At 40.1% G+C, this 19,795-nt stretch carries 15 protein-coding genes and 1 riboswitch; of the genes, 6 read left to right on the top strand and 9 right to left on the bottom strand.

Translation table 11 applies throughout. The annotated features are described in order from the left end of the window. Positions 1-121 precede the first annotated feature (121 nt). From GQR45_RS11260 to GQR45_RS11250, 3 genes are all read right to left on the bottom strand, one after another. A complete protein-coding gene (locus tag GQR45_RS11260) occupies positions 122-2,869 on the bottom strand; it encodes a TonB-dependent receptor (RefSeq protein ID WP_165725942.1) in 2,748 nt (915 codons plus the stop codon). Between the two features lie 187 nt (positions 2,870-3,056). Continuing rightward, the gene (locus GQR45_RS11255) at positions 3,057-4,031 is read right to left on the bottom strand and encodes an aldose epimerase family protein (RefSeq protein WP_165725941.1); all 975 of its coding nucleotides are present in this window, start codon (positions 4,029-4,031) and stop codon (positions 3,057-3,059) included. A 201-nt stretch (positions 4,032-4,232) separates the two neighbouring features. Beyond that, complete coding sequence (locus GQR45_RS11250; protein ID WP_165725940.1) at positions 4,233-4,631, bottom strand: acyl-CoA thioesterase; 399 nt, start codon at positions 4,629-4,631, stop codon at positions 4,233-4,235. Positions 4,632-4,664: 33 nt separating this feature from the next. Between GQR45_RS11250 and GQR45_RS11245 the strand changes: the two genes are divergently transcribed. Next, a complete protein-coding gene (locus tag GQR45_RS11245; RefSeq protein WP_165725939.1) occupies positions 4,665-5,369 on the top strand; it encodes a 2OG-Fe(II) oxygenase in 705 nt (234 codons plus the stop codon). A 20-nt stretch (positions 5,370-5,389) separates the two neighbouring features. On the opposite strand, the gene GQR45_RS11240 is transcribed toward GQR45_RS11245, so the two are convergent. The 6 genes from GQR45_RS11240 to GQR45_RS11215 all read right to left on the bottom strand — a co-directional run bounded on the left by GQR45_RS11240 (position 5,390) and on the right by GQR45_RS11215 (position 13,928). Further along, a complete protein-coding gene (locus GQR45_RS11240; RefSeq protein ID WP_165725938.1) occupies positions 5,390-6,625 on the bottom strand; it encodes a cysteine desulfurase-like protein in 1,236 nt (411 codons plus the stop codon). Between the two features lie 11 nt (positions 6,626-6,636). Continuing rightward, the gene (locus GQR45_RS11235; RefSeq protein ID WP_165725937.1) at positions 6,637-7,269 is read right to left on the bottom strand and encodes a 2OG-Fe dioxygenase family protein; all 633 of its coding nucleotides are present in this window, start codon (positions 7,267-7,269) and stop codon (positions 6,637-6,639) included. A 200-nt stretch (positions 7,270-7,469) separates the two neighbouring features. After that, positions 7,470-10,067 carry a bifunctional aconitate hydratase 2/2-methylisocitrate dehydratase gene (gene acnB, locus GQR45_RS11230; protein WP_007579986.1) on the bottom strand — a complete coding sequence of 866 codons (2,598 nt, stop codon included), beginning with the start codon at positions 10,065-10,067 and terminating at the stop codon, positions 7,470-7,472. Between the two features lie 292 nt (positions 10,068-10,359). Next, entirely contained in the window at positions 10,360-11,415 is a 1,056-nt protein-coding gene (locus tag GQR45_RS11225; RefSeq protein WP_024597215.1) for an OmpA family protein, read from the bottom strand. A gap of 396 nt (positions 11,416-11,811) precedes the next feature. After that, complete coding sequence (locus GQR45_RS11220) at positions 11,812-13,221, bottom strand: protein adenylyltransferase SelO family protein (RefSeq protein ID WP_165725936.1); 1,410 nt, start codon at positions 13,219-13,221, stop codon at positions 11,812-11,814. A gap of 11 nt (positions 13,222-13,232) precedes the next feature. Then, positions 13,233-13,928: a DNA-3-methyladenine glycosylase I gene (locus tag GQR45_RS11215; protein ID WP_165725935.1), complete on the bottom strand. Its 696-nt coding sequence runs from the start codon at positions 13,926-13,928 to the stop codon at positions 13,233-13,235. Between the two features lie 192 nt (positions 13,929-14,120). Then, positions 14,121-14,320, top strand: a riboswitch (Lysine riboswitch). Between the two features lie 190 nt (positions 14,321-14,510). Between GQR45_RS11215 and dapA the strand changes: the two genes are divergently transcribed. From dapA to GQR45_RS11190, 5 genes are all read left to right on the top strand, one after another. Next, a complete protein-coding gene (dapA, locus tag GQR45_RS11210; RefSeq protein WP_165725934.1) occupies positions 14,511-15,395 on the top strand; it encodes a 4-hydroxy-tetrahydrodipicolinate synthase in 885 nt (294 codons plus the stop codon). Between the two features lie 15 nt (positions 15,396-15,410). Beyond that, positions 15,411-16,151 (top strand): 2,3,4,5-tetrahydropyridine-2,6-dicarboxylate N-succinyltransferase, encoded by a 741-nt coding sequence (locus GQR45_RS11205; RefSeq protein WP_007376223.1) that lies wholly within the window; start codon positions 15,411-15,413, stop codon positions 16,149-16,151. Then, positions 16,151-17,356: a PLP-dependent decarboxylase gene (locus tag GQR45_RS11200; protein WP_165725933.1), complete on the top strand. Its 1,206-nt coding sequence runs from the start codon at positions 16,151-16,153 to the stop codon at positions 17,354-17,356. Before GQR45_RS11205 ends, GQR45_RS11200 begins: the two co-directional genes overlap by 1 nt. Before the next feature lie 5 nt (positions 17,357-17,361). After that, complete coding sequence (locus tag GQR45_RS11195; protein ID WP_165725932.1) at positions 17,362-18,483, top strand: succinylglutamate desuccinylase/aspartoacylase family protein; 1,122 nt, start codon at positions 17,362-17,364, stop codon at positions 18,481-18,483. Positions 18,484-18,691: 208 nt separating this feature from the next. Beyond that, positions 18,692-19,726 carry a phospholipase A gene (locus GQR45_RS11190; RefSeq protein WP_165725931.1) on the top strand — a complete coding sequence of 345 codons (1,035 nt, stop codon included), beginning with the start codon at positions 18,692-18,694 and terminating at the stop codon, positions 19,724-19,726. Positions 19,727-19,795 lie beyond the last annotated feature (69 nt).

Genomic DNA, 19,795 nt, shown 5'->3' with positions numbered 1-19,795 from the left:
TGTATTCATTTTAGTCAATTAGGTTAACTAATATACATTACTGCTAAATTAACCTAATTGGTATTAGCACCTTGGTGCTGTAATGAAAACTAAGAGGCGAAAAATACGCCTCCATCATTAATTAAAACGATCCGCGAATACCAAACGCGTAACGTGAGCCATTATCTTCAACTGAATAGATTTGGTTAGCAAAACGACCTGTTTGTACTAGCTCTTCTTCAGTAATATTGATGCCTTCGGCAAAAATAGTGAAGTTTTCGTTAATATCGTAGCTTGCACTAATATCCCACTGACCGTAAGTTTCTACGTTCACTGGTTCACCGTTAAAGCCGTTATCAACTAAGCGTAAAAAGCCTTCACGGTTGTTAAATGCAACACGTGCTTGCCAGTTATCTTGCTCATAGAAAAATATTAAGTTTTGTGAATCGCCTAAACCTTCAAGTGCAAATGTTTGTGTAGTGTCTGCGCCCACACTAATGTCGCTGTTTACTACTGTTGCATTGGCAATAAAACCAAAGCCATTTTCAAACATATGAGTTACACCAACTTCGTAACCCGTTACTTTAGCTGATTCGCCATTTTGAGGACGAGTCACTGTGTAAACTTCTGAGCTACCAATAAGTTCGTCATCTGCTTGGTCTGTACATGTAGTACACACAAAATCAGGACCTGAGCGGTCAGTCATATCGTATGTTTCTGCACCTGTTAGGGTAACAATAAAGTCATCTACTTCTTTACTAAATACTGCAAAGCTAAATAAGTTAGCATCGTTGTAGTACCACTCGTAAGAGATATCCCAGTTTTCTGATTGGAATGGTTTAAGTGCAGGGTTACCGCCACTTGCGGTTAAGTTTTGACGACGTGGCTCGTTAAAGTTTGTCGCAGGAGATAACTGAGACATCGTTGGGCGAGTGATACTGTCGTACGCTGCAAAGCGTAAAATCATGTTATCTTGCAGCTCTAACTTAACATTTAAAGAAGGGAGTAAGTTTGAGTAGCTAGTACCTTGTTCAATGCTTGTAGCCGGGCCAAATACGTTAGCAAACAATGTCGCATCTGACGTTGGTATTACATCGCTAATAAAGCTTTGTATTGCAGCAACTTCAATATCAGTTTCTGAGTAACGCGCGCCAAAGTTAACTGTTACAGGCATATCTGAAAGGTCAAAACCAAGCGTAAAGTCCATGTATAAGCTAGTGATGTCTTCGTTAATTGTGTAACGGTTATTTTGTAGTGTTGGTTCTACTGGGAAACCTTGATCGGCTAAGTAATCAAGCATTTTATCGCCATCGTAGCTATAAAATGTATCGATCAAACCAGGGAAGTAGTTACTCGCTGTATAAGCTTCAAAATCAATTGCATCAAGTGGCGCTTCTGTCCCGTAACCACAAAATTGACATTGGCTACCAAATACTTGGAAGCTTGATTTTTCACGCTCTTGGCGATAAGCACCAAAGTTAATACGCTCTACTGGGCCTTTATCTGGCACATATTCAAAATCAGCTTTTACTTCAGTAATTTCATCTTCATCTGTAAATTGAAGACCAATTTCATTGTAGTGAAGACGCGCTAGGCTTGGATCAGGCAATGAACCATTTTCAAAACCATCATGCTGTACAGTAGGAATACTGCCAGTACCGTCAAAAGTATAGCTATTAATAATACCTACAACGTTAAAACGGTCAGTACCTGCTCGGTCATTTTCGGCTGTTGAGCGAGATACATCAAATTTTGCTTTTAATGACTCGTTTACTTGCCAGTCAACGTTAATACCAAATGCTTTATTAGTTACATCACGTGAGTTACGTGTATGTGATACAAAATCACTTGCAGGGTCGCCACTTGGTGCGCCTAAGCCAACTTCTTGAGAGAAAGTTAAAAGAGTACCTGTTTCTGGATCAATCGTTGCACTACCTACGCGGTCTGGTTCAAACCAAGATGCTAAATCGCGTACTGTTGAGTCAACTTCGAATTTTGAAATCATGCCATCAACAGTAATCGTAACATCGTCAGACGGTGCATATTGTAGTACTAAACTTGCGTTTGTTCGTTCGCGGTCTTGCTCATCAACAACTTGATCCCAGTTACGTGGAATGTAGGCATTTTCAAACAATACACCATCCGTTGGATTAGAGATTGTTTGGCCACCGCGCCAACCAGCCGTTAAAATTTGGTTATTTTGAAGTTTACGTTGTTGATTAGTGATGGCAAAAAGCACACCTAGCTTGTCATCGTTAAACGTATTACTTATTAAGAATGATGTTGATGGAGATACTTCTTCAGAAAGGCTTTCGTACATACCTTTAACTGAACCTAAAATATGTAAACCACCAAAATCAAAAGGACGTGCTGTAGTTACGTTAACCGTACCACCAATGCCGCCTTCTTGAAGAGTTGCTGTATTACTTTTATAAATATCAGCACCGGTGATTTGATCCGCCGCCAATACATCAAAATTAAATTCACGACCTGCACTGTCTGTCGCAATTTGACGACCATTAACAAGTACAGTATTAAATTGTGGACCAAAACCACGAATAGTTACCGCTTGGCCTTCACCACCACTACGGTCAATTGCTACACCTGTAATACGTTGCAGAGATTCTGCTACGTTTAAATCAGGAAATTTACCAAGATCTTCTGCTTTAATCCCGTCTGTAACAACATTAGATGCTTTTTTATCTAACATTGATGAACGTAAGCTGCTGCGGATACCCGTTACTGCGATAACTTCAACATCTTCATTTACTACTGTAGGCGTATTGCCTTCAGCGCCTTGAGCTGCAACGTTTCCGCTTGCCAATATGCCTGTGATAGCAATACTGATCGCGGTTTTCTTGTTGAACGATAACTTATTGTTAATTATCATTTTTTAAAAACTCCTGATTGTGTGTAGTCGTTGTGTCGTTGTGGTAGTGCATATAGTTTCAAATACTATTTATATTATAAATACTTTAAACCAGCAAAAAGTGCAACCTTTTCCTGAATTATGGATAGCATTTAATCACTGTATTTTTGCTTTTAATTTTCTTTAAATTAACATTAGAATGCTGTATTCATTCAGAAAAAGAGTAAATAATAACCTGTTCGTAATCCTCTCCCGGCAATAAATTAGCTTTTGGAAAATTTTCACGATTTGGCGCATCTGGCCAATTTTGCGCTTCAAAACACAAAGCTTGCCGTGCTTTAAAAGGCGAACCAACAAAGTTTGCGGTATAAAGCTGCATGCCTGGCTGCGTACTTTTAAGGGTTAAACTAACGTTCGTGTGTGGCGAAGTTAATGTAGCCATCGTCTTTAAACTGCTGTCATCATTAAAAATATAGCAGTGATCAAAGCCATTTCCAGCTTCTAGTTGAGGATGAACGGCGCTTAAGGCCTCACCAACTTGAGCTGGCTTAGTAAAGTCAAAGCAGGTACCGGTGACTGATGCAGATTCATTAAGTGGAATACTAGTTGTATCAATAGGAAGATAGTAATTGGCATTAACTTGAACAAGGTGTTCATTAATTGATTCGCTGCCATCAAGATTAAAATAGCAATGGTTAGTAAAGTTAACGAGCGTTTCTTTATTGGTTAGCGCTTTAAAGTGCAGAGTAAGCTCGCCGTTTTTAGCGCTAATAGTTTGCCAAACCTGCAACTCACCGGGGAAACCTTGTTCGCCGTCGGGCGAGCAATAATAAAGCTCAACTTCACTTTCAGTTTGTTTGGTTACTTGCCAAAGTACTTTATTAAAGCCTTTAACGCCGCCGTGCAGGCTATTAGGGCCGTTATTTGCTTCTAGTTGATATTGGGTACCAGATAAGCTAAAACGCCCCTTTGCAATGCGATTAGCGTATCGACCTACTGTAGCGCCAAGATAAAATGGGTTTTCAAGATAGTATTGAGGATCATCGACGCTAAGCGTCATTTCTTGTTCTTTAAATTTAATGCTTTTTATTATTGCGCCAAATGGCAAAATTTCAGCTGTTAAATTTTGACCATCACTGAGCTGAATAACTTGTAAAGGTTGGTTATTGGCAATAGATGTCACACGCATTCTCCAATCAAATTACCGAATTAACATTTCCTGTTATAACGGCGCAACAATATATAATATAAATAGTATATAACTAGCACTTGTAACTCAATCTAAATGCGTTAAAAAAATCACGATAAAAATTTACAGCTGCCATCATATATTTACAATAATTCAGCTCAGTATGGGCTTATGTAAAACATAAGCCTCGTAAGGTTAACTGCTTTGGTAAATGTGCTCGTTAAGCGCTGCTTTTTCGTCAATGCTAAGCGCTTGTTTTGATTTAGCAATAAAATCATACCTCACCATAGCGGCCTTACCTATTGCGCAGCATTTATCGTGTTGCCATGCTTCCTGTCTCAGCGTAAAAGAGCTAGTGCCTATATGCTCTACAGAGGTTTTTACGATCACTTCGTGGCCATAAAATAATTCGCCTACAAACGACACCTCTATTTTAGCTATGATCAGTTTCCAGTCCTGTGGATTTAAGTCCGGTGTAAAAAACTTAAAAATAGGTCCACGTGCGACTTCAAACCATACAGGTAGTACGGTATTGTTAATGTGTCCGAGTGCATCTGTTTCGCTAAAGCGCGGCATCACTTTTTCAATAAACATAAAAATCCAATAATAATTATATAAAGGTAAACCATGACGGACTTTATACGCGTTGTTGATAACGCATTAAGCGATGAGTTTTGCGATGAATTTATTTCCACATTCGCGCAAAGCCCGCATGTAAAACAAGGGGTAACATCGGGCGGTGTCGACTTAAAGAAAAAAGACAGTCACGACCTACACTTAAATAATCACCCCGAATATGCACAACAATTAAAACATATACAACAAACGACTGCACAGCATGTTTTTAAGTATGTTGAAGAGCATATTTTTATGATGATTGGGGCATTTGGCTTAAAGGTCTATCACCCAAAAACAGGCGACGTTGTCGATTTAACCCAAGAAAATTTTGAAGAAGTGGGTAAACCGCAATTACCTTTGCTAGTTCAGCAAATTTTTAGACTTGGTAATATTCAAGCGCAAAAATATGAAGTAAACAAAGGTGGCTACCCTTACTGGCATAGTGAAGTTTACCCGCAGCTACAGCACAATGAAGCACTACATCGCGTGTTGTTATTTATGTTTTATTTAAACGATGTTGATGAAGGCGGTGAAACGGAGTTTTACTATCAAAATCGTAAAGTAGCACCTAAAAAAGGCACTATGGTAATAGCTCCTGGCTACTTTACACATACCCACAGAGGTAATAAGCCAGTATCAAACGATAAGTATATTTTAACATCGTGGGTATTGTTTAACCGTGCAGAACAAATATATGGTGCGCCAAAGAGTTAGCGCACCAAAATCAGTATTATTTAACCGAGCAGTTCATCAAATAAATTAAACAACTGATCTAGCTCTTCAATCGTGTTGTAGTGCATACAACCAATGCGCACTACACCGCCTTTATCAAGCACATCTAATTGCTTGCACAAACCTTGCGCGTAAAAATTACCATCCCACACACAAATATGCTGCTTACCTAAAAATTCTGAAACGGCGCGTGGCTCAAGCCCTTCAAAAATTAAAGCAAAAGTAGGTGTACGCTCATTTAAGCGATCAAAGTCATCAATACCAAAAAACTTAATGCGTGGGTAGTTTACCAAGCGCGTTAAAAAGTGCTCACTAAGCGCCATTTCGTGTTGTTTAGTTTTAGCAAAAGCTATGCTTAACTTTTCGCGGCGTGAATGGCTATCGTCAAGTTCGCTAATTGCTGCAATGTAATCAACAGCAGCAATAAAGCCCGCCATAGCTTCAAAGCTTTGTGTGCCGGTTTCCCAACGACCTGGTGCTACGTCTTTAGCGGGTTCTACTTTATAAGGTGTAAACCCGTCTAAATGTTCTTTTTTACCGTAAACCATACCTAAATGCGGGCCAAAAAACTTATATGCAGAGCAGGCTAAAAAGTCGCAATCAAGCGCTTGCACGTCAACAAGTTCGTGCGGTGCGTAATGTACGGCATCAACATAAACAAGTGCGCCTACAGCGTGAGCAAGCTCAACAATACGTTTAATATTATTAATTGAACCTGTGGTATTTGACGCATACGTTACCGCTACAAGCTTAGTGTTGCTGTTTAATAAGCTTTCAAATTGCACCATATCTAAGCTGCAATCAGCTTCATTAATAAGCGCTGTATTTACCTTTGCGCCTTTATCTTCTGCGGCTTGTTGCCACGACGATACATTTGAGAAATGATCGGCATTGGTTACAATTATTTCATCGCCAGCCTGCCAGTCGCGTGAAATTGCACGACTAAAGCTAAATGTTAGGCTGGTCATGTTTGGACCAAACACAATTTGTTGTGAGCTAGGTGCATTAAGTAAATCAGCGGCTGCTTGACGCGCATTCGCCATCAATTCAACGGTTTTATCACTTGAGAAAAACGCGCCACCTAAGTTTGAATTATAATGACCTAAATAAGCTGTCATCGCATTAAGCACCGATGTTGGTACCTGCGAGCCACCCGGTCCGTCTAAAAATATTGGCGATTTACCATCAACGTTTTGCATTAATGCAGGAAACTGCTCACGTAATTGCGTTATGTTCATGCCTAACTTCCTTAAGACGTTAATACAAAACAATCCAGGTAACCTGGTTTGCTAGCATCAATTTTGTTCATAGGTGTTGCGTTGTGCCACACTTGACGGTCGTTTATTAATGCAAACATGCCGTCTTTTATTTCCATTTTAAAACAAGGCTCAGCTTGCTTGTTTTCGTATACAAGTAGCTCGCCGCCTTCTAAGTTCTCGTGAGAAACACCACATATACATACATGGTCAAAACCATCTTGATGCACGCCTTCTGGCGCTGCCGGTGTATCACTGTTAATTGCAAGCATACGGAACTGATGAATTTCAATATCACGCTGTACATCAATACCGGTAAGTTGGCGAAACTCATTTACAATGCTTTTCATGCCTTCTGACTCAAGTAAACTTTGCTCTAGGTTTTCGTAAGTACGCTCTACATTACCTTGAAAAGTATTAATTGAATCGTCTTGAACAAATGCTTTGGTTTGTTGTAACTTTATTTCACCATTTTGCATTTTAACTACTGAGTAACGACGTTTACGAAAGGCACCATCTGCATAAGGATTTGCAGGCAGGTTATCAAAAGAAGGCTTAACCAAATCAATATTTGCTTGGTTAACAAAACGTAGTTGCAGTAAATTCTGGTTGTTTAATGCTGTCATAAAATCTCGCCTAAAATAATGAGAATATTGATGAGGATTTTAATGCATTTTGATAGGAATTTTTGCGCGATTACTTACTTTAAAAGCAACTTAAGACTAGATTTAATACAATAATATAAAAAAAGAAGCATGAACTATCTAATATTTATTTTAGCCAATAAAAAACCCGCCTAAGCGGGTTTTTAAACAAACTCTAAAAATTATACAGCTTGTTGAATAATCACGTTGTCTGCTTTTTTAGTGTAAGCAGGCATACGGTGGAAGTTCAAGTAACGGTATGTATCTGACGCCGTTGCATTGATCTTCGCAGCATACTCTTGGTACTCAGCAACAGTTGGTAATTTACCAATGATTGCAGCAATTGCAGCAAGCTCAGATGATGCTAAGAATACGTTTGCGCCATTACCTAAACGGTTAGGGAAGTTACGTGTAGAGGTAGACACAACCGTTGCTTTATCTGCAACACGTGCTTGGTTACCCATACATAGTGAACAACCTGGAGTTTCGATACGTGCGCCAACACGACCAAAAATACCATAGTAACCTTCTTCTGTAAGTTGGTCTTTGTCCATCTTAGTAGGTGGAGCAACCCAAAGCTGAGTCGGAAGTTGACCTTTAAAGCCATCAAGCAACTTACCAGCAGCACGGAAGTGACCAATGTTAGTCATACAAGAACCGATGAATACTTCATCAATTTTCTCGCCAGCAACATCAGAAAGAAGACGCGCATCATCTGGGTCATTTGGAGCACAAAGAACAGGTTCTTTGATCTCAGCTAAATCAATTTCAACGATATGCTTGTACTCTGCATCAGCGTCAGCTTCCATTAGTTCTGGGTTAGCTAACCAATCTTGCATTGCAGTAATACGACGTTCAATCGTACGTACATCGCCGTAACCTTCAGAAATCATCCACTTAAGCATAACAATGTTTGACTCAAGGTATTCAGAGATAGACTCTTTAGATAACTTAACAGTACAACCTGCTGCCGAACGCTCTGCAGATGCATCTGATAATTCAAACGCTTGCTCAACAGTTAGGTGCTCAACGCCTTCAATTTCTAGTACGCGACCAGAGAATTCGTTAATTTTACCTTTTTTCTCAACTGTTAATAAACCTTGTTTGATACCGTAGTAAGGGATTGCATGAACAAGGTCACGTAGAGTGATACCTGGTTGCATTTCGCCTTTAAAACGAACCAAAATAGATTCAGGCATATCAAGTGGCATAACACCTGTTGCTGCTGCGAATGCTACTGCACCCGAACCTGCTGGGAATGAAATACCTAATGGGAAACGTGTATGTGAATCACCACCAGTACCTACGGTATCTGGTAATAACATACGGTTTAACCACGAGTGAATAATACCATCACCTGGACGAAGTGAAACACCGCCACGGTTCATGATGAAATCAGGAAGCGTATGGTGAGTGCTTACATCGATAGGCTTAGGATAAGCTGATGTATGACAGAAAGACTGCATTGTTAAATCTGCAGAGAAACCTAAACATGCTAGATCTTTAAGTTCATCACGTGTCATAGGACCTGTTGTATCTTGCGAACCAACAGTTGTCATTTTAGGCTCACAGTACTGACCTGGGCGAATACCTGCAACGTTACATGCTTTACCAACCATTTTTTGCGCTAGTGTGAAGCCTTTATCAGAAACTTCTGTTGCTGTTGGTACTTTAAATGTATCAGTTGCGCCTAAGCCAAGAGATGTACGCGCTTTATCAGTTAAACCACGACCGATGATTAGTGGAATACGACCACCAGCACGAACTTCATCTAAAATCACATCAGATTTAAGCTCAAAAGTAGAAATCACTTTATCAGTACCATGTTGCTTAACAACACCTTCGTACGGATAAATATCGATTTGCTCGCCCATGTTGAGTTCATCAACATTTAATTCGATTGGTAATGCGCCTGAATCTTCCATTGTGTTGAAGAAGATTGGAGCAATTTTATTACCTAGACATACACCGCCAACACGCTTGTTTGGTACAAACGGGATATCATCGCCCATAAACCAAAGTACAGAGTTAGTTGCAGACTTACGAGAAGAACCCGTACCAACAACATCACCTACGTAAGCAAGTGGTAAACCTTTAGTTTTTAATTCTTCAATCTGAGTAATTGGACCAACTTCGCCCGCTTTATCAGGTGTAATACCATCGCGTTCAATTTTTAGCATTGCTAAAGCATGAAGTGGGATATCTGGACGAGACCATGCATCTGGTGCAGGAGACAAGTCATCAGTATTTGTTTCGCCAGTTACTTTAAATACAGTAACTGAAATCTTTTCAGCAACAGCTGGTTTATTAGTAAACCATTCTGCATTTGCCCAAGACTCAATAATTTGCTTAGCGAATGTATTACCTGCTTTTGCTTTTTCTTCTACATCGTAAAACGCATCAAACATAAGTAATGTATTTGAAAGGCCTTTAACTACGATTGGTGCAAGTGTTTCGTCATCAAGTAGGTCAATCATTGGTGCGATATTGTAACCGCCCAACATTGTACCTAATAATTCTGCCGCTTTTTCTTTAGAAACAAGTGGAGAATTAGTTTCACCTTTAGCTACAGCAGCTAAGAAGCCCGCTTTAATATAAGCAGCATCATCAACACCTGCTGGTATACGCTGAATGAACAAATCTAAAATGAATTCTTCTTCACCTGCAGGTGGAGTTTTGATTAATTCAATAAGATCAGCAGTTTGCTGAGCATCTAATGGCGCTGGTACGATACCTAACGCGGCACGTTCTTCTACGTGTTTACGATATTCTTGTAGCACAATATTGCCCTCTTGGTGACGTGAAAGTATCCGGTAGCGCTTCAAGCGCAAATAAGTTACCCAATACTTATAGTATTCTAACGCGTAATTATAAAGCTTTTATGGATAGATGAAAATCCATCCAGTTACGCAACTGATTATACCGATTATAAATACTATGAATAGTGGTTGTAGTAAAAACTATTTTCATGAATACTTGTTAAGTAAGAATCATTACCATTAACCAATATTAATTTATTACAGGCATAAAAAAACCCAGCACTTGGCTGGGTTTTTATTACAAACTATTTAATTAACGTAAAACTTTAACGTTTTTGATAGTTTTGATATGCGCTTCTACACGGCGGTTTTCTGCGTTTGCAGCTTTAGTGTTTGCATCATTTTTAAGACGCTCTTCACCTAAACCAACTGTAGTAATACGGTCTTTAGCAATGCCATCAGAAACTAATTGCTTAGCTACTGCATCAGCACGTTTTTTAGATAACCATTTGTTGTAAGTTGCTTTACCTACAGAAGAAGTGTGACCTTCTAAAAGTACTGTTGTATCTGGGTACTCTTTTAAGAATGCAGATACTTTTTCAATATCGTTTAAGTACTGAGTAGATACTGCTGAAGCATTGTTAGGGAAAGTCACTAATAAGCTTACAGTTACTTCTTTATCTTCATATAAAGTACAACCAGTGCCATCAACTGCATCAGTCATAGGTGTGTTAGCACACTTATCATCTGCATCAGCAATGTTGTCGTTGTCGCTATCTGTAGGAGCTACAGCTACTTCAACAATTTCTGGAGCTGGTTTAACTGGCTCTACAGGAGCTGAATTTTGGCCGAATAAGTAGTTAATACCAATTTTAGCGCCTACATCTGTGTAGCCACGGTCAAGACCTTGGTATACAGCTGTTTCAGCATTTACAAATAAGCCATCTGTAATGAAATGTTGGTAACCAACACCTGCATTTAAGAATGTGTTGTCATCTACTACGTCCATTTCTTTAATACCGAAAAGACCGTAGAAAGGACCACCATTTAAATGGTAAAGAGCATCAATACCGTAACGCTCGCCATCAATACTGTTGCGGTTGCCAGCAACTTTATCAAAAGCATTAAAATCCATATCTGCATATTCAAGACGTGCGCTCCAGTAATCACTGAAACGGTAACCGGCTTCAACACCCCAGCCAGTTGATTCATTTACGTCAAGACCAGCTTGAGCACGCATGTTTTTCCAAGATGCGTCATAGTAGTCGCCAAATGCGCCAATGTAGAAACCTTCTTCTTTATCAGCAGCGAATGTAGATGCGCTAGTTGCAGCCAACGCGATTGCAATTGTAAGTGATTTTAATTTCATTGTTTTCTTCCCATTTGAACAATTTTAAATTGTAGCTAATCGATACTAGCTCAATCAGTTTTATATAGACTAACTGAGCCTTTGTTAATCAATACTTAACGAAAAATAAAGTTTATAACTTTTTTCTATGCCCAGTCACAACACACATCCACTTACTATAGGCGAAATTAAAACTTTATTGAAAAATAAATATAGTAGTTTTTTGTAAATTAGTACTTAGCAAGGAATGTAAGAGCAATTAAATTAAATGCACTTATAAATGTAAATGCAAAGAAACATTGCTTGGCTTTAATTCGGCGCATAATACCACCAGAATTAACATTCCCCTAGATATATGCGCATGTTTGATTAAAAAATGACTCTTTTTAATCATGTGGTTATATTTAAAGTTAAGAGTTAAGTACCACAAAAAGTCTGGTAATCATTCTCATTTATCGGCGTAGCTTGAAATTCTGATAATTTTTCACTGTCAGAATACGGGTTACTGGCTATTTTTATAAAGCGCTGTAGCAACTCACTAGACCCAGTAGCGTTATATTGTGCAATTATTTCTTCGATCACATGATTACGCGGTATTACACGAGGATTTGCAGTTCTCATTACTTCATAACTATTATCGTCGGTTAAGCTTACCCACTTAGCTCTCCATTCAATTAGCGACTCTGGTATTACTACTTCTTCTTTTAAGGATTCAGTAAGCGCATCAAAAGTATTGGTGTAATCGAGCTGGTTATCTTTTAATAGTGTTAACAACTCTGCGATTAACTCGCCACTACTATTGAAAGATTCATTTAAACCCAGTTTTTGTGCCCACATAGCCGTAAACTCAGTATTAAACTGATCTGCAAAGCTATTAATAAATGGCGTCATTAATGAAACCGCTTGCTCGTCATCATCGCTAATAAGTGGTATTAAACTCTCAGCTAAGCGAGCACAGTTCCAGTTAGCTATATTAGGTTGATTACCAAATGCATACCGACCTTGTTTGTCGATAGAGCTAAATACGGTATCAAAGTCAAAGCTATTCATCATGGCACACGGGCCGTAATCAATGGTTTCTCCGTTTACTAGCGTATTATCGGTATTCATTACTCCATGAATAAAGCCAACACGCATCCAGCTCACAACTAGCTTAACTTGGTTTTTAATCACAGCGCCTAAAAATGCTAAATAACGCTGCGATCCTGTATCCGTTATTTCTGGGTAGTGTCGCTCTATAGCTAAATCGGCTAAATTTTTAAGTCCTTCAACATCGCCTTGCGTCGCTAAATATTGAAACGAGCCAACACGAATATGGCTCGTTGCTAAACGAGTAACTATAGCACCTGCTTGTGGCGGATTACGATAAACCGTTTCGCCACTACCAACAACCGCTAAGCAGCGTGTGGTTTTAATGCCTAGTGCATGCATTGCCTCGCTCATTACGTATTCACGAATAGCAGGACCAAGAGCACAACGCCCATCTCCCCCTCTTGAGTAAGGAGTAGCACCAGAGCCTTTTAATTGAATATCCCACAACTGGTTTTTATCATCATTAATAGCGCCCAGCAAATGCGCTCGCCCATCGCCTAAACGTGGTGAAAAATGCCCAAATTGGTGCCCAGAGTAACCAAGTGCTACCGCAGGAATCGCCTGTTTCTCGTTACCGCTAAAAGTGCTAGCACGCAAATCAGCTGCAACGTTAATATTAAACTCTTTTGCTAAGCTCTCGTTCCACAGCAATAACTGAGGAGAGGCAACACTTGCAGGAAAATCTTCTATCGCAAAGCTTTCCGTAATGTCTGTGTATCTTGGCACTAATTTCATGGTAATTCCTATTATTGCTGACTTATACCAACACGGTTGTCACCAACGCCATAAGCAACAATTAAACTTAACTCTTGCATACTTAAGCCGCTTTGCTTTTGCATTTCATTAAAAAAAGCTTGGGCTGCACTCAGTGATTTTTTAGTTTGTAAGCCGCCGTCTATAATTTTATGAGCACGTAAGTAATTCTCTACATCGCGTGATAGTAAAAAAGTATCTTTACCAAGTGCTCGTAGCGCATAAGGTCCTGTATTTCCGCCTAAACGCGAACCATGTTTTTTTAAATACGCCCATAAACCAATAATATCGTCTGTTGGCCAATTAGCGATGAACTGACTAAAACTGCCATGTTCCCCTGCTATTTCGTGGATCATGTAAGCATTTTCGGTAATTGTTTTTACTTTTTTATAGTTACGAACAATTCGCTCATCCGTTGCTTTTTGTTCCAGCATATCAGGTGGCATCATTAATAACTTATCAACGCTAAAACCCCAAAAAACCTCTCTAAAGCCCGGCCACTTATTATTAATTACTGACCAATAAAAGCCGCTTTGAAATACTTTTCGAGTAAATTCCTCAAGCCAATCGTCGTCACTTAACGTGCTTAGTTGTTTTTTAGATAGCGGTTTTGCAAGTAATAACTTAAGCATTTTTTCGGAGCCTTTTCGCTCTACCGCTCGCTTATAAATATCGCTAAATTTTTCCATACTAATTAAATACCTCACTACTTATATTGCTAGTGTACGAGAAAAGCACCCAATACGTAACCACTCCCATTATGGATGAATGAATATGCATTTAGTCGCTTGACACCTAGACGGCTAAAATGCTTTAATCGCCGTAATTACCCTATTTAAATTGCACCGGTTTGTAAGTTTTTACTCTACAAACAGGTGTAAAGGGCTAGAAGAGGTGCGTTATTCAGGTAGCGTATGTTAGGAGCGCAAACTCCAGTGAGCATACGTGAGGGGAATTAACGCCGAGAAGTAATCACTTTTGCGAGGTGTTTATTTCGGGCGACTAGGTTGAACCCTAGCGACTGTCACCAATAGCTGCTTATAAAAGCAGCTTATTAGTTTGGTGGAGAGCTTCTGGTCTTAAATATTAAGGCCGTGCGCCCTATTATTTTAAGCCCATTCGCTCTTCGAATTATTAGTTCGAACGACGTTAATGCGGCTCCTTCCATAAAGCTTTTTAACTCTTCGAATAATACCAATTGCATTAAATTAGTTATCGCTAAAATGATCACGTTTTTAATAAAATTGGTACAAATTATAAGTTCGTGAGAGATGATCAACAACTTCAATTTAAACGACTACTCATTGTGGACCGCGCTCGTAACGCCATTTGATCAACACGGCGATGTTGACTACAACACGTTAACTAAACTGGTTAGCGATCAAGAAGCGGCACATAACGGTATTTTACTACTTGGCAGTACGGGCGAAGGTTTAGCACTAACGCTAAAAGAGCAACAAGCCATTGTTGAACACGTATGCCAGCTAAAACCAGCAGTACCACTCATGGTTGCTGTGGGCGGTAGTAACTTAAAGCAACAAATTGAGTGGGTTAACTACTGTAATACACTCCCAATTCATAGCTTTTTACTTGGCTCACCGCTTTATGCAAAGCCCGGCGCTGTAGGTCAAACTCATTGGTTTGAAAGCCTACTTAATGCAAGCGCTCACCCGTGTATGCTTTATAACGTACCGGGTCGAAGTGCTGTTAGTATCCCAACGGCAACAATTCAAAATCTGCAAAACAATAAAAATTTATGGGCGTTAAAAGAAGCGAGCGGCAGCATTGCTCAGTTTGAAGCTTATCGCCAAGCCGCGCCTAATTTAGCTATTTTTAGTGGCGACGATGCGCTAATGCCTTATTTTGCTCAAGCTGGCGCAAAAGGTTTGGTGTCGGTAGCTGCAAATGCATGGCCCGCACAAACTCACGAGTTTGTTAAACGCAGCTTAAGTGGTCAACACCCTAATTTATTTGCCCAGTGGTCAAGCGCTATTAATAGCCTATTTGCTGTTGCAAACCCTATTCCCGTAAAGGTATTGATGCATTTGCAAGGTCGCTTAAGCAGCCCGCAACTTCGTCCACCTTTAACACACCTTGAGTTAACTCAAACCGATTGCATCACAACTGCAAACAACACAATTTTATCTTGGCATTAAATACAGGTTTTTATAATGAGCTGGTTAGAACTATTAAATAATTTAGAATCGGGCGCAGTACGCGCAGCATCACAAAACGAAAGCGGCCAATGGCAGGCTAACGTAGAAGTAAAACAAGGCATTTTGGATGCCTTCAAAAATGGCACTAATACTGAGTTTGCAGGTGGTTTTGTTGATAAACATAACTTAGCTCCACAAGAATTTAGTACTGATGATGGCGTACGTATGGTGCCGGGTGGCTCTAGTGTTCGCCGTGGTGCTTATGTTGCTAAAGGCACGATTATTATGCCACCAGCGTATGTAAACATTGGTGCATATATCGACGAAGGCACAATGGTAGATAGCCACGCATTAGTTGGCTCGTGTGCACAAGTAGGTAAAAACGTACATTTAAGTGCTGCGGTTCAGCTTGGTGGTGTACTTGAGCCTATTGGTGCAAGCCCAGTAGTTGTAGAAGACGACGCATTTATTGGCGCTGGCTGTATTATTGTTGAAGGTGTAGTTATTAAAAAAGGCGCAGTACTTGCCCCAGGCGTGCGTTTATCCGCAACTATTCCGGTATACGACTGCGTAAACGAGCGCCAACTAGATAAAGGCGAGCCAATCCCTGAGTACGCTATTGTAATACCAGGCTCTCGCCCTGCGTCAAACGAGTGGGCGCGCGAGCAAGGCCTAAGCATGTCGTGTGCGTTAATAGTTAAATACCGCGACGAAAAAAGCGATGCATCGTTATTGCTTGAAGAGGTTTTACGATAATGAGCTTTTTGAGCACGCCTATCAAAACCGCTGCAAATACAATTACACAACAACTTGATACACCTTTTTTTGTTTACGACCTAGATCAACTAAACGCGCATCTTGCACGTTTAGTTGCGCAAACCGATGTAAAACTGTGGTACGCGGTAAAAGCAAATCCACTGTCTAAAATTATTCAAAGCTTAGACAGCGCTGGCTTTAATTTTGACGTAGCAAGTAAAGGTGAGCTTGAGCAAGTGCTAGCACAAGGTATTAGCTCACAGCGCGTGCTCAACACAGGGCCTGCAAAAAGCCCTAAACAAATTAAACACTTTATTGAGCGCGGCGTACGTATATTCGTAGCCGAAAGCCTCAATCAAGTACGTTGGTTAAACCAACAAGCGCAACTACAAAATACGCAGTTACAAGTATTACTGCGAGTGCAATTACGCTGGCCTGAGGGTGAAAAAAACCCACTGGGCGGCGACAGCCTTACGCCGTTTGGTTTAGGTTGTGATGAGTGGCAAGCACTCAATGTAACCGACTACCCTGCACTTAACTTTGACGGCCTGCATATTTTTCAGTGGGGCAACATGCTTAGCACGCAAAAGTTAAGCGAATTGTGGTCACAAATGATTGCACCACTTAGCCAACTTGCCAGCGATTTAAATATTAGCCTTAAAATTCTCGATTTAGGTGGCGGCTTAGGTATTCCTTATACACAAAATGAAGCAACGCTTGATTGGGATGACTTAATAGCTGCGCTCGCTAAAATTAAAAATGATGCGGGTGTAGAAGAATTATGGATGGAACTTGGTCGTTATGCCGTTGGCGAATGTGGTCATTACGCAAACCCAGTAATAGAGCGCAAACAAAACTATAATCAACAGCAAGTCATTTTAAGCGGCGGTATAAATCACTTATTACGCCCTGCTGTTACCAGCCAAGATTTTCCTGCTGCGTTACTGCGTGAATCCAGTGCTAAAACTCAAGCGGTCACTTTATACGGCCCACTTTGTACAGCGCTTGATTGCTTGGGTGAACATAACCTGCCAAGCGATTTAAATGAGCACGACTGGCTAGTGTTTAGCCAATGCGGTGCTTACGGCTTTACCGAAAGTATGCCGTATTTTTTATGCCACGAGCTCGCCGCCGAGTACACATTGCAAAATGGTGAACTTACCTGTGTTCGCCAAGCCGAAAATGCCAGCCACTACTTAAGGTAATAAGCATGAGTAATACAACACACATCAGCCAAGAGAACATTATAGTAGGAGAAGTTGCAAACGGCTTACCGCTTACAATTCCGGTGTATCGCTTAAAAGGCGATGGCACAGGGCCTAGTGTTTATGTTCAGGCCAATATGCATGGCGCTGAAGTACAAGGTAACGCAGTTATTTTTCAGCTACTTGAGCAATTAAAACACCTTAATCTTAATGGCGATATTACCCTTGTACCTTATGCAAATCCGATTGGTTGTAATCAAAAATCGGGCGAGTTTACTCTTGGCAGATTCGATCCAATTACAGGCACTAATTGGAACCGCATGTATCACTACAATAAAAATTTAGTGGCACAGTTTGCACAAAATCATACCCAGTATGACGACGCTACATTAAAAAGTAACTTCAAACAGGCGCTTATTGACGAAGTAGACAGCAAACTTAACGGCCCTGCTTATTTACTTAATACGGGTAAACGCATTGCACTTAACCTACAAAAGCTCGCTCATCAGGCTGATATAGTACTCGATTTACACACAGGTCCTATTTCAAGCAAGCATTTGTACTGCCCAACCTATGCAACCGACAGCGCACGTTACTTTAATATTGAGCATATATTGCTTATTCCTAGTGATTTTGACGGTGCTATGGATGAAGCTAACTTTTGCCCATGGTGGCATTTGAATGATGCACTTAGCGAGCAAGGTCGTGAATTATCAATACCTGTAGAAGCATTTACTGTAGAGCTAGGCAGCCAAGAAAAAATAGACTTAAAAGAAGCACTAAACGATGCTAACAGCATTTTAAGTTACTTAAATCACAAAGGCGTATTACAAAACGCACCGCATACGCCAGCCAATATGACTCGCTATGCATGTAATTTAGATGACTACTTTGCTTATTACGCCCCTATTGGCGGCATGGTTGAATACTTAGCCCCACTTGGTGGGCACATTAAAGCCGGTGAGCCTATTGCTAATATTTTACGCATGGAGCGCTACTTAAGCGAGCAACCACTGCAAACACTCACCCTAGATTGCGATGCAATTGCCATTTTGCACTTTGCCTCGGCGAGTGTTAACCAAGGCACCGAACTTTATAAGTTTTTTACTAACATATTTGAGCTTTAGCTCACCCTCCTCATTGCGTGAGAGCACATAGTTAATGTGCATTAAAAAAGCGGCCTAGGCCGCTTTTTTTTCTGATCTATATTTACTTTGTATACGTATAGACCTTGTTATAAATACAAATTCAGTAAAAGTTCACCGTTACATATGTAAAAAGACGTTATAATTAAATTAACGCATACAACACAACCCGAACCCACAAGGAATTACAATGAGCTGGCGCCACTGGATCACACTTTCTGCCTTAATAAGTACAGCTACCTTCGCACAAGAAGAAGTTGCTACAAATGAGCAAGACAACGACATCGAACTTGTAAAGCAGTGTATTTTAAATGAGGTAATTGGCGGAGATGGTAAACAAACATTAGACGATCTTCGTAAAAAGTGTTCAGCTCTTGAAGAAGACAAACAACTTACCGCGCTTGATAAACGCCAAGCTCGTGAAGAAGTAGGTAAAAAAAATAGAAATGTAATTACGCCACATAAGCGTAACTATATTTTACCGCTTTCGTACGTATCACACCCAAACGATCGCCCATTTGATGGCTTTGATGCACTAACAGACGATAACGACGGTGAACCGCTCGACAACTTAGAAGCAAAATACCAGCTATCGATAAAAGTACCTCTTTACGATGATTTTTCGGATAAAGACCAAGCCATATTTTTTGGCTTTACACTGCAATCATATTGGCAGATTTATAACTCAGAAATTTCTTCTCCATTTCGTGAGACCAACTACGAACCAGAGATATTTTGGATAAATTACCTCGACCCAGAAAACGTATTATGGGGCGACGAAATGGCAATCGCATTAGGTATCTCGCATCAGTCAAATGGTCGAAGCCAACCAAACTCACGTTCGTGGAACCGTATTTATGCAGATTTTATCTGGGAAAACAGAGGCTTTGTTTTTAGCTTTAAACCTTGGTACCGAATAGCTGAGGACGAAAAAGAAGATATTTTAGAAGCTAAGGGCGATGACAACCCAGACATATACAAATACATGGGTTACTTTGAATTTAGCGGCGCGTATCGTTTTCATGACCATGAATTTAGCTTTATGACACGTAACAATTTAAATTCAGATAATCGTGGTGCAATTCAACTCGACTGGTCGTTTCCTTTATGGGGCCGAGTTCGTGGTTATGCACAATACTTTAACGGTTATGGCGAAAGCTTAATTGATTACAACGCGGATGTAGAACGTATTGGTGTAGGTATATTATTAACCGACCTGCTGTGATACTTCTCTAAGTTTTACGCACAAAAAAGCCAAGCATCGCTTGGCTTTTTTGTGTTTTGAACAGCTAAA

The sequence above is a fragment of the Pseudoalteromonas sp. SA25 genome (assembly GCF_011378705.1).
In the GTDB taxonomy this organism is placed as follows: Bacteria; Pseudomonadota; Gammaproteobacteria; order Enterobacterales; family Alteromonadaceae; genus Pseudoalteromonas; species Pseudoalteromonas arctica.
The sequence above is the reverse complement of the archived record's forward strand: the minus strand, read 5'-3'. Positions and strand labels throughout refer to the sequence as shown.